Below are 14,050 nucleotides of genomic sequence, written 5' to 3' on the forward strand. Positions count from 1 at the left end.
CCGGCACACCAACGAGGAGATCGGTTCGTGACGATCCGCGTAGGCATCAACGGCTTTGGCCGTATCGGTCGTAACTACTTCCGTGCGCTCCTGGAGCAGGGTGCGGACATCGAGATCGTCGGTGTCAACGACCTGACCGACAACGCCACCCTGGTGCACCTGCTGAAGTACGACTCGATCCTGGGTCGTCTGAAGCAGGAGGTCAGCCACACCGACGACACGATCACCGTCGGCAACATGACCTTCAGGACGATGGCCGAGCGCGACCCGGCCGCCCTTCCGTGGGGCGAGCTCGGTGCCGACATCGTCATCGAGTCCACGGGTATCTTCACCAAGCGTGAGGACGCGGCCAAGCACCTGGCCGCGGGTGCCAAGAAGGTCCTCATCTCGGCTCCGGCCAAGAACGAGGACATCACCATCGTGATGGGCGTCAACCAGGACAAGTACGACGCGGCCAACCACCACGTCATCTCCAACGCCTCCTGCACCACCAACTGCGTGGCGCCGATGGCCAAGGTCCTCGACGAGACCTTCGGCATCGTCAAGGGCATGATGACGACGGTCCACGCGTACACCAACGACCAGCGCATCCTGGACTTCCCGCACTCCGACCTGCGTCGCGCCCGCGCCGCCGCGGAGAACATCATCCCGACCTCCACCGGTGCCGCCAAGGCCACCGCCCTGGTCCTCCCGCAGCTGAAGGGCAAGCTGGACGGCATCGCCATGCGCGTCCCGGTCCCGACCGGCTCGGTCACCGACCTGGTCCTGGAGCTCGAGCGCGAGACGACCAGGGAAGAGATCAACGCCGCCTTCCAGAAGGCCGCGGAGAGCCAGCTGAAGGGCATCCTCGAGTACACCGAGGACCCGATCGTCTCCTCGGACATCGTCAACTGGCCGGCCTCCTGCACCTTCGACTCGCAGCTGACGATGGTCCAGGGCAAGCAGGTCAAGGTCGTCGGCTGGTACGACAACGAGTGGGGCTACTCCAACCGCCTGGTCGACCTGACGGTTTTCGTCGGCGGCCAGCTCTGATCGCTGCCTGACGCGACGGTCGCAGCAGGTATCGAGATGCAGGGGACGGGGCTCGTACGACGCGAAGAAGCGTTGTACGGGCCCCGTCCCGTGACCATCTCCCAGCCCCCGCTGGGAGAGGCCCCCACCACGGAAGTCCACCGGAGAGTCACTGCATGAAGACGATCGACGAACTCATCGAGGACGGCATCGAGGGCAAGCGGGTCTTCGTCCGCGCCGACCTGAACGTCCCGCTCGACGGCACCACCATCACCGACGACGGCCGCATCCGCGCCGTCGCGCCGACGATCGCCAAGCTCGCCGCGGCGGGCGCCAAGGTGATCGTCGCCTCCCACCTGGGCCGTCCCAAGGGCGCGCCGGACCCGAAGTTCTCCCTCGCCCCCGCCGCGAAGCGGCTCGGCGAGATCCTGGGCAGGAACGTCTCGTTCGCCACCGACACGGTCGGTGACAGCGCGAAGGCCACCGTCGCCGCACTGGCGAACGGCGAGGTCACGCTGCTGGAGAACCTCCGTTTCAACGCGGGCGAGACCAGCAAGGACGACGCCGAGCGCGGCGCGTTCGCCGATGCCCTCGCGTCGCTCGCCGACCTCTACGTCGGCGACGGCTTCGGCGCGGTGCACCGCAAGCACGCCTCGGTCTTCGACCTCCCGGCGCGCCTGCCGCACGCCGCCGGCGACCTGATCGCCACCGAGGTCGGCGTCCTGAGGAAGCTCACCGACGACGTCCAGCGCCCCTACGTGGTGGTGCTCGGCGGCGCCAAGGTCTCCGACAAGCTGGGTGTCATCGACAACCTGCTCAAGAAGGCCGACCGCATCCTCATCGGCGGCGGCATGTCGTACACCTTCCTGGCCGCCAAGGGCCACGAGGTCGGCATCTCGCTGCTGCAGGAGGACCAGAAGGGGAAGTGCCTGGAGTACCTGGCCGAGGCGGAGAAGCGGGGCGTCGAGTTCGTCCTGCCCGTCGACGTCCTGGTCTCCGCCGACTTCCCGGACCTGAAGACCAAGGCCCCGGCCAACCCCGACACCGTCTCCTCGGACGCCATCCCGGCGGACAAGGAGGGTCTCGACATCGGCCCGAAGACCCGTGAGCTCTACGCCGCGAAGCTCGCCGACGCGGGCACGGTCTTCTGGAACGGCCCCATGGGCGTCTTCGAGCACCCCGACTACGCGAACGGCACCAAGGCCGTCGCGCAGGCCCTGCTGGACTCGCCGGGCTTCACCGTCGTCGGTGGTGGCGACTCGGCCGCGGCCGTGCGCACCCTGGGCTTCGACGAGAACGCTTTCGGCCACATTTCGACCGGCGGTGGCGCCAGCCTCGAGTACCTCGAGGGCAAGACGCTCCCCGGCCTCGCCGCACTGGAGGACTGAACCACTGTGAGTGCACGCACCCCGCTGATGGCGGGCAACTGGAAGATGAACCTCAACCACCTCGAGGCCATCGCCCACGTCCAGAAGCTCGCCTTCGCGCTCGCCGACAAGGACTACGAGGGCACCGAGGTCGCGGTCCTGGTGCCCTTCACCGACCTGCGCTCGGTGCAGACCCTGGTCGACGGCGACAAGCTGAAGATCAAGTACGGCGCCCAGGACATCTCGGCGTACGACTCCGGCGCCTACACCGGCGAGATCTCCGGCCTGATGCTCTCCAAGCTGAAGTGCTCCTACGTGGCCGTCGGCCACTCCGAGCGCCGCCAGTACCACGGCGAGACGGACGAGCTCTGCAACGCCAAGGTCAAGGCCGCCTTCAAGCACGGCATCACCCCGATCCTGTGCGTCGGCGAGGGCTTGGACGTCCGCAAGGCCGGCAACCAGGTCGCGTACACCCTCGCCCAGGTCGAGGGCGGTCTGCAGGGCCTCCCGGCCGACCAGGCCGAGACCATCGTGATCGCCTACGAGCCCGTGTGGGCCATCGGCACCGGCGAGGTCGCCACCCCCGAGGACGCCCAGGAGGTCTGCGGGGCCATCCGCGGCAAGCTGGCCGAGCTCTACGGCCAGGAGGTCGCCGACAAGGTCCGCATCCAGTACGGCGGCTCGGTCAAGTCCGGCAACATCGCGGCGATCATGGCCCAGCCCGACGTGGACGGCGCCCTGATCGGCGGCGCCGCGCTGGACGCGGACGACTTCGTCAAGATCGTCCGCTTCCGCGACCAGTAGCAACTATGACGACGGCCCCGCGCCGTCGTACCCTGTCGGGGCCGGGACCGGCGTGAACGCGCCCCCCGGCCCCGCAGCATTGTCCATCCGAGTCAGTCCGAGAGAGTTGGTCCAGCCGTGGTCATCGGGTTCTCGATCGCCCTCATCGTCTTCAGCCTGCTGATGATGATGCTGGTGCTCATGCACAAGGGGAAGGGCGGCGGTCTCTCCGACATGTTCGGCGGCGGCATGCAGTCCTCCGTCGGCGGTTCCTCGGTCGCCGAGCGCAACCTGGACCGGATCACGATCGTGATCGGCCTGCTCTGGTTCGCCTGCATCATCGTGCTCGGCCTGCTGATGAAGCTCGACAGCTGACGTACCGTCGTATCAGCCGCCTATGATGGAGGCTTGCGTCCGGTCGGCCGGTCTGTAACTCCTGCCACTGGACGCGCGTTGGGCCTTACGTAGACTGGGGCGCCCGCGGCGGAGCCGAGCGACGACTCCCGCGGCGCAGCCGCTATCCGGCACAGTGCAGCACCATCACGCAGGGAGTTACGACCGTGGCAAGTGGCAACGCGATCCGGGGAAGCCGGGTCGGGGCGGGGCCGATGGGTGAGGCCGAGCGGGGCGAGTCAGCGCCGCGCCTGCGCATCTCCTTCTGGTGCTCCAACGGGCACGAGACGCAGCCGAGCTTCGCCAGTGACGCACAGGTGCCGGACACCTGGGACTGCCCGCGCTGCGGCTTCCCGGCCGGCCAGGACCGGGACAATCCGCCGGACCCGCCGCGTACCGAGCCCTACAAGACGCACCTGGCGTACGTCCGTGAGCGGCGCAGCGACGCGGACGGCGAGGCCATCCTCGCCGAGGCGCTCGCCAAGCTCCGCGGGGAGATCTGAGCGCGGGACGACAACGACACACCGTCAGCGGCCCGGCCGCGCACCCTTTCCGGGGTGTGCGGCCGGGCCGTCGCGCTGCCCGCCGGTACCCGGAATCGACGGCGGCTCCATTAGGTTGTAGATCAGCGGGGCCGTTATACGAGAAGAAGTGGGCTGATGTCCGAGATGAACGCAGAGGGCCGCACCCGGCTGGACCGGACTCCCGAGTGGAACGCGCTCGCCAAGCACCGGGACGAACTGGGGGAGGTGCGCCTGCGGGAGCTGTTCGCCGCCGACCCGGACCGGGCCGGGAAGTACGCCCTCACGGTCGGCGACCTCCACCTCGACTACTCCAAGCACCTCGTCACCGACGAGACGCTGCGCCTGCTGCGCGAGCTGGCCGCCTCCACCGGCGTGGCGGCGCTGCGGGACGCCATGTTCCGCGGCGAGCGGATCAACACCACCGAGGACCGCGCCGTGCTGCACACCGCGCTGCGCGCCCCCGAGTCGGCGGTGGTCGAGGTGGACGGCGAGAACGTCGTGCCCGCCGTCCACGCGGTGCTGCGCAAGATGCAGGTCTTCAGCGACCGCGTCCGTTCGGGTGATTGGAAGGGCCACACCGGACGGCGTATCAGGAACGTCGTCAACATCGGCATCGGCGGGTCCGACCTGGGCCCCGCGATGGCCTACGAGGCGTTGCGCGCCTACACCGAGCGCGACATGACGTTCCGTTTCGTCTCCAACGTGGACGGCGCCGACCTCCACGAGGCGCTGCGCGACCTGGACCCCGCCGAGACGCTCTTCATCGTGGCCTCGAAGACATTCACCACCATCGAGACCATCACCAACGCCACCTCGGCCCGCACCTGGCTGCTGGCCGGGCTGGGCGCCGGCGAGGAGGCGGTGGCCAAGCACTTCGTGGCGCTGTCCACCAATGAGGTGAAGGTCGCCGACTTCGGCATCGACACCGCCAACATGTTCGAGTTCTGGGACTGGGTCGGCGGCCGCTACTCCTTCGACTCGGCCATCGGGCTCTCCCTGATGATCGCCATCGGCCCGGACCGCTTCCGCGAGATGCTGGCCGGCTTCCACCTCGTCGACGAGCACTTCCGCACGGCGCCCTTCGAGGAGAACGCGCCGGTCCTGCTCGGCCTGCTCGGCATCTGGTACGGCGACTTCCACGACGCCCAGTCGCACGCCGTGCTGCCCTACAGCCACTACCTGTCGAAGTTCGCGGCCTACCTGCAGCAGCTGGACATGGAGTCCAACGGCAAGTCGGTCGACCGTGACGGACACCCCGTCGGCTGGCAGACCGGCCCGGTGGTCTGGGGCACCCCGGGCACGAACGGGCAGCACGCCTACTACCAGTTGATCCACCAGGGCACCAAGCTGATCCCGGCGGACCTGCTCGGCTTCGCCCGGCCGGTCGACGACCTGGAGCCGGGCCTGGTGGCCCAGCACGACCTGCTGATGGCCAACCTCTTCGCCCAGGGCCAGGCGCTCGCGTTCGGCAAGACGGCCGAGGAGGTGGCGGCCGAGGGCGTCCCGGCGGAGCTGGTCCCGCACAAGACGTTCCGCGGCGACCGCCCGACGACGACGATCCTGGCGAGCGAGCTGACCCCCTCGGTGCTCGGCCAGCTCATCGCCCTGTACGAGCACAAGGTCTTCGTCCAGGGCGCGATCTGGAACATCGACTCCTTCGACCAGTGGGGCGTCGAGCTCGGCAAGGTCCTCGCCAAGCGGGTCGAGCCGGCCCTGACGGAGGGCGCCGACGTGCCCGGGCTGGACGCGTCGACGGCGGCCCTCGTCGCGCGGTACCGCGCGCTGCGCGGCCGCTGACGGCACCACCGCCTCCGTACGACGACGGCCCGCCTCCCGGAAGGGAGGCGGGCCGTCGCGTCGTGCGCGGGCACCCGTCAGGGTGACGCCGGCGGGTAGAGGTCGCGCGGCAGGCGCGCCGCCGCGGCCTGGTCCAGCAGCCACAGCGTGCGCTGCCGGCCGGTCGCGCCGGCCGCCGGGGCCTGGACCTCACCGGCACCGCTCAGCGCGAGCGCCACGGCGTTGGCCTTGTCCTCGCCGGCCGCCAGCAGCCACACCTCGCGTGCCGCGCGGATCGCCGGGAGGGTCAGCGAGACCCGGGTCGGCGGCGGCTTGGGCGCGCCGTGGACGCCGACGACGGTCCGCTCGGTCTCCCGGACGCCCGGGAGCTCCGGGAAGAGCGACGCCACGTGGGTGTCGGGCCCGACGCCCAGGAGGAGGACGTCGAAGGACGGTACGGGACCGTGGTCCTCGGGGCGGGCCGCGGCGGCCAGCTCGGCCGCGTACGCCTCCGCCGCCGCGTCCGCGTCGTCGTGCTCGCCGTACGCCGCGGGCATGTAGTGCACGCGGGCGGGGTCGAGGTCCACGGCGTCCAGCAGCGCCTCGCGGGCCTGTGTGGCGTTGCGCTCCGGGTCCCCCTCGGGGAGGAAGCGCTCGTCGCCCCACCACAGGTCCAGGCGCGACCAGTCGACCGCGTCCCGGGCGGGCGCGGCGGCGAGGGCCGCGAGCAGCCCGTTGCCGTTGCGCCCGCCGGTGAGGACGACGGAGGCCGAGCCGCGCGCGGCCTGGGCGTCCACGATCTTCGTGATCAGCCGGGCCGCCGCGGCCTGGGCCATCAGCTCCTTGTCCCGGTGGACGACGATCTGCGGCGTGCTCACTTGCCCGCCTTCCGGCCCGAGGACTTCTTGGCCGGGGCCGGCTTGGCGCCGGCCTCCTCCGCCGCCTCGCCGGCCGGGGCCGGCTCGTCGGCGGCCTTCTTGTCCGCGGTCGGCTCCTCCGCGGCCCGCTCGTCCGCGGTGGCGGCCGCGGCGGACGGAGCCGGGGTGGCCGGGGCCGGCTCGGCGAGCCGCTCCACGCCGTACTTCAGCGCGGAACCGTAGATGTCGTCCGGGTCGAGCCGCCGCAGCTCCTCGGCGAGGAGCTCGGAGGTGTCGCGCCGCTTGAGCGCCACGGCCCGGTCCGGCTGGCCGCGCATGGCGAGCGTGGCCAGGGAGCCGTCCGCGCGGTCCAGGGTGATGACGCCGTGCTCGGTCTCCAGGCGGACGGCGGTGAGGCCGGGCCCCTCGGAGACCGTGCGGCGGGCGGGCACGCCCAGGCGGTCGCCGAGCCACATGGCCAGCAGCTCCGCGCTGGGGTTGTAGGCCTCGCCCGCCACCTCGGCCGAGCTGATCCGCACGTCCGGCTGCTGGTCCAGGGCGGCCGCGAGCATCGAGCGCCACGGCGTGATGCGGGCCCAGGCCAGGTCGGTGTCGCCCGGCGCGTAGTTCGCGGCACGCGCCGCGAGCTCCGCGAGGGGGTCCTCGGCGGCGTAGGTGTCGGTGACGCGGCGCTGGGCGAGCGCGCCCAGCGGGTCCTTCTCCGGGTTGAGCGGGGAGGACACCGGCCACCAGGCGACCACGGGGGCGTCCGGCAGCAGCAGCGGCAGGACGACCGACTGGGCGTGGTCTATCACGTCGCCGTAGAGGCGCAGCACGACCGTCTCGCCGGCGCCGGCGTCCGCGCCCACCCGGACCTCGGCGTCGAGCCGGGCCTGGGCGCGGTCGCGCGGGGAGCGGCTGACGCGCTTGATGACGACGAGCTTGCGCGAGGGGTGCTCGCGGGAGGCGTTGTTGGCCGCCTTGAGCGCGTCGTAGGCGTGCTCCTCGTCGGTGACGATGACAAGGGTGAGCACCATGCCGACGGCGGGGGCGCCCAGGGCCCGGCGGCCCTGGACCAGCGCGTTGTTGATCTTGCTGGCCGTGGTGTCCGTGAGATCGATCTTCATGGCCGACGCCAGCTCCGTCCGTCTCGTGCGAGCATCTCGTCCGCCTCGGCCGGACCCCAGGTGCCGGCCGCGTACTGTGCGGGCTTGCCGTGGTTGTCCCAGTACTCCTCGATCGGGTCGAGGATCTCCCAGGAGAGCTCCACCTCGCGCAGGCGCGGGAAGAGGTTGGCGTCGCCGAGCAGGACATCGAGGATGAGCCGCTCGTACGCCTCGGGGCTGGACTCGGTGAAGGACTCGCCGTAGGCGAAGTCCATCGAGACGTCCCGCACCTCCATCGAGGTGCCGGGCACCTTCGAGCCGAACCGCATGGTGACGCCCTCGTCCGGCTGCACCCGGATGACCAGGGCGTTCTGCCCCAGCTCCTCGGTGGCGGTGTGGTCGAAGGGCGAGTGCGGGGCGCGCTGGAAGACGACCGCGATCTCGGTGACGCGGCGGCCGAGGCGCTTGCCGGTCCGCAGGTAGAAGGGGACGCCCGCCCAGCGGCGGTTGTCGATCGACAGCTTGATCGCGGCGTAGGTGTCGGTCTTGGACTCGGGGTCGATCCCCTCCTCCTCCAGATAGCCGACGACCTCCTCGCCGCCCTGCCAGCCGTGGGCGTACTGGGCGCGCACGGTCTCCGAGCCGAGGTCCTTGGGCAGCCGTACGGCGCCCAGCACCTTGGTCTTCTCCGCGACGAGCGCGTCGGCGTCGAAGGAGGCGGGCTCCTCCATCGCGGTCAGAGCCAGCAGCTGGAGCAGGTGGTTCTGGATGACGTCACGGGCGGCGCCGATGCCGTCGTAGTAGCCGGCGCGGCCGCCGATGCCGATGTCCTCGGCCATGGTGATCTGTACGTGGTCGACGTAGGACCGGTTCCAGATCGGCTCGAAGAGGGTGTTGGCGAACCGGAGGGCCAGGATGTTCTGGACCGTCTCCTTGCCGAGGTAGTGGTCGATGCGGAAGACCGACTCGGCGGGGAAGACGTCGTGGACGATCCGGTTGAGCTCCTGGGCGCTCTTCAGGTCGTGGCCGAAGGGCTTCTCGATGACGGCGCGCCGCCAGGAGCCCTCCTTCTGCTCGGCCAGGCCGTGCTTCTTGAGCTGCTGGACGACCGTGGGGAAGAACTTCGGCGGCACCGAGAGGTAGAAGGCGAAGTTGCCGCCCGTGCCCTGGGCCGCGTCGAGCTCCTCGATGGTGTGCTTGAGGGTCTCGAAGGCCACGTCGTCGTCGAAGTCGCCCTGGACGAACCGGCAACCCTGCACCAGTTGCTGCCAGACCTCCTCGCGGAAGGGGGTGCGGGCGTGCTGCTTGACCGCCTCGTAGACGACCTGGGCGAAGTCCTCGTCCTCCCACTGCCGGCGGGCGAAGCCGATCAGCGAGAAGCCCGGCGGCAGCAGGCCGCGGTTGGCCAGGTCATACACGGCGGGCATCAGCTTTTTACGGGACAAATCGCCCGTGACGCCAAAGATGACCAGGCCCGACGGCCCCGCGATACGCGGGAGCCGTCGGTCCAGAGCGTCACGCAGCGGATTGCTGCTGCTCAATTCACGCCTCCGGAGCGAGGCGCTTGAGCTCCGCCTCAGTGGACTTCAGCAGGTCGTTCCACGACGCCTCGAACTTCTCGACGCCCTCGTCCTCCAGCAGCTGGACGACCTCGTCGTACGAGACGCCCAGCTTCGCGAGCGCGTCGAGCTCGGCCTTGGCCTGCTCGTACGTGCCGCGCACCGTGTCACCGGTGATCTGCCCGTGGTCGGCGGTGGCCTCCAGGGTGGCCTCCGGCATGGTGTTCACCGTGTTCGGCGCCACCAGGTCGTCCACGTACAGGGTGTCCTTGTAGGCCGGGTCCTTGACGCCGGTCGAGGCCCACAGCGCACGCTGCTTGTTGGCGCCGGCCTTCTCCAGGGCGGCCCAGCGGTCCGAGGAGAAGACCTCCTCGTACGCCTGGTAGGCCAGGCGGGCGTTGGCGAGGGCGGCCTTGCCGCGCATCGCCTTGGCCTCGTCGGTGCCCATCGCGTCCAGGCGCTTGTCGATCTCGGTGTCCACGCGGGACACGAAGAACGAGGCGACCGAGTGGATCAGGGACAGGTCCAGGCCGGCGGCCTTGGCCTGCTCCAGGCCGGACAGGTAGGCGTCCATCACCGCGCGGTAGCGCTCGAGGGAGAAGATCAGCGTGACGTTGACGCTGATGCCGCGGCCGATCACGTCGGTGATGGCCGGCAGGCCCGCCTGGGTGGCCGGGATCTTGATCAGGGTGTTGGGGCGGTCCACCAGCCAGGCCAGCTGCTTGGCCTCGGCCACCGTGGCGGCCGTGTTGTGGGCCAGGCGGGGGTCGACCTCGATGGAGACCCGGCCGTCCTGGCCGTCCGTCGCGTCGAAGACCGGGCGCAGGATGTCGGCGGCGTCACGCACGTCGGCCGTCGTGATCATGCGGATGGCCTCGTCGACGGTGACCTTGCGGGCCGCGAGGTCGGTGAGCTGCTGCTCGTAGCCCTCGCCGCCGGAGATCGCCTTCTGGAAGATCGACGGGTTGGTGGTGACGCCGACGACGTGGCTCTGGTCGATCAGCTCGGCCAGGTTGCCGGAGGTGATGCGCTTGCGGGACAGGTCGTCCAGCCAGATCGCGACGCCTTCGTCGGAGAGGCGCTTGAGTGCGTCCGTCATGGGTTTGGCTCCTACGGGAATGGTGTGCGGGCCGCGTCAGCGGCGGTTGGCGTCGGCGATCGACTCGCGGGCGGCCTCGACGACGGCGTCGGAGGTCAGACCGAACTCGCGGTAGAGCACCTTGTAGTCGGCGGAGGCGCCGAAGTGCTCCAGCGAGACGATCCGGCCGGCCTCGCCGACGTAGCGGTGCCAGGTCAGGCCGATGCCGGCCTCGACGGCCACGCGGGCCTTGACGTCCGGCAGCAGGACGCCGTCGCGGTACGCCTGGTCCTGCTCCTCGAACCACTCGACGGACGGCATCGAGACCACACGGGTCGGGATGCCCTCGGCCTGGAGGACCTCGCGGGCCTCGACGGCCAGCTGGACCTCGGAGCCGGTGCCCACGAGGATCACCTGCGGGCGGCCGCCCTCGGCCTCGAACAGGACGTAGCCGCCCTTGGCGACGCCCTCGTTGGCCTCGTACGTCGGGACGTTCTGGCGGGTGAGGGCCAGACCGTGCGGCGCGGGCTTGGCGGTGTGGCGCTTGACGATCTCGCGCCAGGCGATGGCCGTCTCGTTGGCGTCGGCCGGGCGGACCATGTTCAGGCCCGGGATGGCGCGCAGGGCGGCCATGTGCTCGACCGGCTGGTGGGTCGGGCCGTCCTCGCCGAGACCGATGGAGTCGTGCGTCCAGACATACGTGACCGGCAGCTTCATCAGCGCGGCCAGGCGCACGGCCGGGCGCATGTAGTCGGAGAACACCAGGAAGGTGCCGCCGTAGACGCGGGTGTTGCCGTGCAGCGCGATGCCGTTCATGGTCGAACCCATGGCGTGCTCGCGGATGCCGAAGTGGATCGTGCGGCCGTACGGGTTCGCCTCCGGGAGGGGGTTGCCCTCGGGGAGGAAGGACGACGACGCGTCGATCGTGGTGTTGTTCGAGCCGGCGAGGTCGGCGGAACCGCCCCACAGCTCGGGGATCACGCCGCCCAGCGCCTTGAGGACCTCACCGGAGGCCTTGCGGGTGGCGACGTCCTTGCCGGCCGGGAAGACCGGGACGGCCTTCTCCCAGCCGTCGGGCAGCTCGCCCGCGGAGATGCGGTCGAAGTCGGCGGCGCGCTCCGGGTTGGCCTCGCGCCACTCCTGGATCCGCTTGTCCCAGGCGGCGTGCGCCTCGCGGCCGCGGTCGACGACCTTGCGGGCGTGGGCCAGGACCTCGTCCTCGACCGGGAAGTGCTGCTCGGGGTCGAAGCCCAGCACGCGCTTGGTGGCGGCCACCTCGGCGTCGCCGAGCGCCGAGCCGTGGGAGGCCTCGGTGTTCTGGGCGTTCGGGGCCGGCCAGGCGATGATCGTGCGCGCCGCGATGATCGAGGGGCGCTCGGTCTCGGCCTTGGCGGCCTGGAAGGCGGCGTGGAGGGCCTGGATGTCGAAGTCGCCGCTGGCGGCCTGCTCGATGCGCTGGACGTGCCAGCCGTAGGCCTCGTAGCGCTTGAGCACGTCCTCGGAGAAGGCGGTCTCGGTGTCGCCCTCGATCGAGATGTGGTTGTCGTCGTACAGGGCGACGATGTTGCCCAGCTTCTGGTGGCCGGCCAGCGAGGACGCCTCGGCGGAGATGCCCTCCTCCAGGTCGCCGTCGGAGACGATCGCCCAGATGGTGTGGTCGAACGGGGACTCGCCCTTCGGCGCCTCCGGGTCGAACAGGCCGCGCTCGTAGCGGGCGGCCATGGCCATGCCCACCGCGTTGGCGATGCCCTGGCCCAGCGGACCGGTGGTGGTCTCCACGCCCCGGGTGTGGCCGTGCTCCGGGTGGCCCGGCGTCTTGCTGTCCCAGGTGCGGAACGCCTTGAGGTCCGCGAGCTCCAGGCCGTAGCCGGACAGGAAGAGCTGGACGTACAGCGTCAGGCTGGTGTGGCCGGGGGAGAGGACGAACCGGTCACGGCCGGTCCAGTCGGCGTCGCTCGGGTCGTGCCGCATCAGCTTCTGGAACAGCAGATAGGCGGCGGGCGCCAGGCTCATGGCCGTGCCCGGATGGCCGTTGCCGACCTTCTGCACGGAGTCCATGGCCAGGACACGGGCGGTATCGACGGCCCGCTGGTCCAGTTCGGTCCATTCGAGGTCTGTGGTGGTCGGCTTGGTGCTCACCCTCGGATCAGGGCTCCTCTCCACATGTTCAATCTGCCGGGGGCGGTATTGCCCGCCACGACGCGGCGAAGTCGAGCCTACCCCCGCCTGGACACGCATTTTTTCGACGAACAGTCGGGCTCCGGGGCACTCAAATGAGTGCCCGCATTCGATCGTCGCCCCCGGCAACCTCCTCGGCGCGGCAGGAATTCCCGCCACGGCGTGGCGGTCCTCGTCCCAGCCTGCCGGGCCCGGCGCCGGACCGCCTGTCGAGCGCCGCCGTCCCGCCGCACCGGGGCCCGCGCGACGCCGCGGCGCGCCGTCCCAACACGACACCACCCCGGCGGAGGACGGGCTCACCCCTGCGTCTAGAGTGGCTTGGTACGCGCAAGCCTTCACCCGGGACACTCCGCCCGGACGCGCTTGCTGGCCTTATCTCTGTCAGGGGTGTGCGTGACGGCCGTCGAATCCCGTCCTGCGGGGGTGCTCGCCGAGACCCCCGGTCACCGGCCGTTCGGGGCCCGTGTCAAGGCGTTCGTGGCGCTGACGAAGCCGCGCGTCATCGAGTTGCTGCTGATGACGACGGTGCCGGTGATGTTCCTGGCGGCCGAGGGCGTGCCGGACCTGTGGCTGGTGCTGGCCACCTGCCTCGGTGGCTACCTCTCCGCCGGCGGCGCGGGCGCGTTCAACATGTACTACGACCGTGACATCGACGCGATGATGGACCGTACGTCCCAGCGTCCGCTGGTCACGGGCATGGTCTCGCCCGCCGAGTGCCTGGTCTTCGCCACCGCGCTGACCGTCGGCTCGACGGTGTGGTTCTGGTATCTGGTCAACCCCCTGTCGGCGATGCTCTCGCTCGGCGCCAACGCCTTCTACGTCGTCGTCTACACGATGATCCTCAAGCGCCGTACCGCGCAGAACATCGTCTGGGGCGGCATCGCCGGCTGCCTGCCGGTCCTCATCGGCTGGTCCGCGGTGAAGAACGAGGTCTCCTGGGCCTCCCTGATCCTCTTCCTCGTCATCTTCTTCTGGACGCCGCCGCACTACTGGCCGCTGTCGATGAAGGTGAAGGACGACTACGAGCGCGTCGGCGTGCCGATGCTGCCGGTCATCGCGGGCAACAAGGCCGTGGCCAAGCAGATCGTCCTCTACAGCTGGGTGATGGTCGGCGTGTCGCTGCTGCTCACCCCGCTGGGCTACACCGGCTGGTTCTACACGCTGGTCGCCCTGGTGTGCGGCGGCTTTTGGCTCAAGGAGGCGCACGCGCTCCAGGCGCGCGCCAAGGCGGGCGTCACGGGCGCGAAGCTCAAGGAGATGCGCCTGTTCCACTGGTCGATCACCTATGTGTCGCTGCTGTTCACGGCCGTCGCGATCGATCCGTTCCTGCGTTAGACACACCGTCCTGGGGATGGGCGGCGGGGGTGGTCAAGGCCACCCGCGCCGCCCATCGCCGTTTGTGCTACTCGTCGGTAGCA

12 protein-coding genes are annotated in these 14,050 nt (G+C 70.3%); 7 read left to right on the forward strand and 5 right to left on the reverse strand.

Annotated features, from left to right (window positions below; all coding sequences use genetic code 11):
- The first annotated feature begins 27 nt into the window (after nt 1–27).
- The 6 genes from gap to pgi all read left to right on the forward strand — a co-directional run bounded on the left by gap (nt 28) and on the right by pgi (nt 5,875).
- Nucleotides 28–1,032: a type I glyceraldehyde-3-phosphate dehydrogenase gene (gene gap, locus AC07BS_RS32640; RefSeq protein ID WP_478648497.1), complete on the forward strand. Its 1,005-nt coding sequence runs from the start codon at nt 28–30 to the stop codon at nt 1,030–1,032.
- Nucleotides 1,033–1,187: 155 nt separating this feature from the next.
- Nucleotides 1,188–2,399, forward strand: a complete 1,212-nt coding sequence (locus AC07BS_RS32645) for a phosphoglycerate kinase (protein WP_478648500.1) — start codon at nt 1,188–1,190, stop codon at nt 2,397–2,399.
- Between the two features lie 6 nt (nt 2,400–2,405).
- Entirely contained in the window at nt 2,406–3,182 is a 777-nt protein-coding gene (gene tpiA / locus AC07BS_RS32650) for a triose-phosphate isomerase (RefSeq protein WP_478648503.1), read from the forward strand.
- Between the two features lie 117 nt (nt 3,183–3,299).
- A complete protein-coding gene (gene secG / locus AC07BS_RS32655) occupies nt 3,300–3,536 on the forward strand; it encodes a preprotein translocase subunit SecG (protein WP_107431054.1) in 237 nt (78 codons plus the stop codon).
- Nucleotides 3,537–3,721: 185 nt separating this feature from the next.
- Nucleotides 3,722–4,057 (forward strand): RNA polymerase-binding protein RbpA, encoded by a 336-nt coding sequence (locus tag AC07BS_RS32660; RefSeq protein ID WP_003957010.1) that lies wholly within the window; start codon nt 3,722–3,724, stop codon nt 4,055–4,057.
- 165 nt (nt 4,058–4,222) lie between these two features.
- Entirely contained in the window at nt 4,223–5,875 is a 1,653-nt protein-coding gene (pgi, locus tag AC07BS_RS32665) for a glucose-6-phosphate isomerase (RefSeq protein WP_478648752.1), read from the forward strand.
- Between the two features lie 77 nt (nt 5,876–5,952).
- Here the strand turns inward: pgi and pgl are convergent, their stop codons facing one another.
- Genes pgl through tkt form a run of 5 tightly spaced genes read right to left on the reverse strand, consistent with a single transcriptional unit; the run spans nt 5,953 to nt 12,593 of the window.
- Nucleotides 5,953–6,732, reverse strand: a complete 780-nt coding sequence (pgl, locus tag AC07BS_RS32670; RefSeq protein WP_478648506.1) for a 6-phosphogluconolactonase — start codon at nt 6,730–6,732, stop codon at nt 5,953–5,955.
- Nucleotides 6,729–7,838: a glucose-6-phosphate dehydrogenase assembly protein OpcA gene (gene opcA / locus AC07BS_RS32675; RefSeq protein WP_478648508.1), complete on the reverse strand. Its 1,110-nt coding sequence runs from the start codon at nt 7,836–7,838 to the stop codon at nt 6,729–6,731. The genes pgl and opcA overlap by 4 nt, the downstream gene beginning before the upstream one ends.
- Complete coding sequence (gene zwf, locus AC07BS_RS32680; RefSeq protein WP_478648511.1) at nt 7,835–9,358, reverse strand: glucose-6-phosphate dehydrogenase; 1,524 nt, start codon at nt 9,356–9,358, stop codon at nt 7,835–7,837. The genes opcA and zwf overlap by 4 nt, the downstream gene beginning before the upstream one ends.
- A 1-nt stretch (nt 9,359) precedes the next feature.
- Nucleotides 9,360–10,475: a transaldolase gene (tal, locus tag AC07BS_RS32685; protein ID WP_478935299.1), complete on the reverse strand. Its 1,116-nt coding sequence runs from the start codon at nt 10,473–10,475 to the stop codon at nt 9,360–9,362.
- A 36-nt stretch (nt 10,476–10,511) separates the two neighbouring features.
- Nucleotides 10,512–12,593 (reverse strand): transketolase, encoded by a 2,082-nt coding sequence (gene tkt / locus AC07BS_RS32690; RefSeq protein WP_478648516.1) that lies wholly within the window; start codon nt 12,591–12,593, stop codon nt 10,512–10,514.
- A 432-nt stretch (nt 12,594–13,025) separates the two neighbouring features.
- Between tkt and AC07BS_RS32695 the strand changes: the two genes are divergently transcribed.
- A complete protein-coding gene (locus tag AC07BS_RS32695) occupies nt 13,026–13,967 on the forward strand; it encodes a heme o synthase (RefSeq protein ID WP_478648518.1) in 942 nt (313 codons plus the stop codon).
- Nucleotides 13,968–14,050 lie beyond the last annotated feature (83 nt).

The sequence above is a fragment of the Streptomyces sp. NPDC044063 genome, from assembly GCF_056434285.1.

Bases quoted from the DNA above. Each gene is read 5' to 3' on its own strand.
- tal (WP_478935299.1), bottom strand. From the start codon at position 10,475: ATGACGGACGCACTCAAGCGCCTCTCCGACGAAGGCGTCGCGATCTGG.
- opcA (WP_478648508.1), bottom strand. From the start codon at position 7,838: ATGAAGATCGATCTCACGGACACCACGGCCAGCAAGATCAACAACGCG.
- pgi (WP_478648752.1), top strand. From the start codon at position 4,223: ATGAACGCAGAGGGCCGCACCCGGCTGGACCGGACTCCCGAGTGGAAC.
- AC07BS_RS32645 (WP_478648500.1), top strand. From the start codon at position 1,188: ATGAAGACGATCGACGAACTCATCGAGGACGGCATCGAGGGCAAGCGG.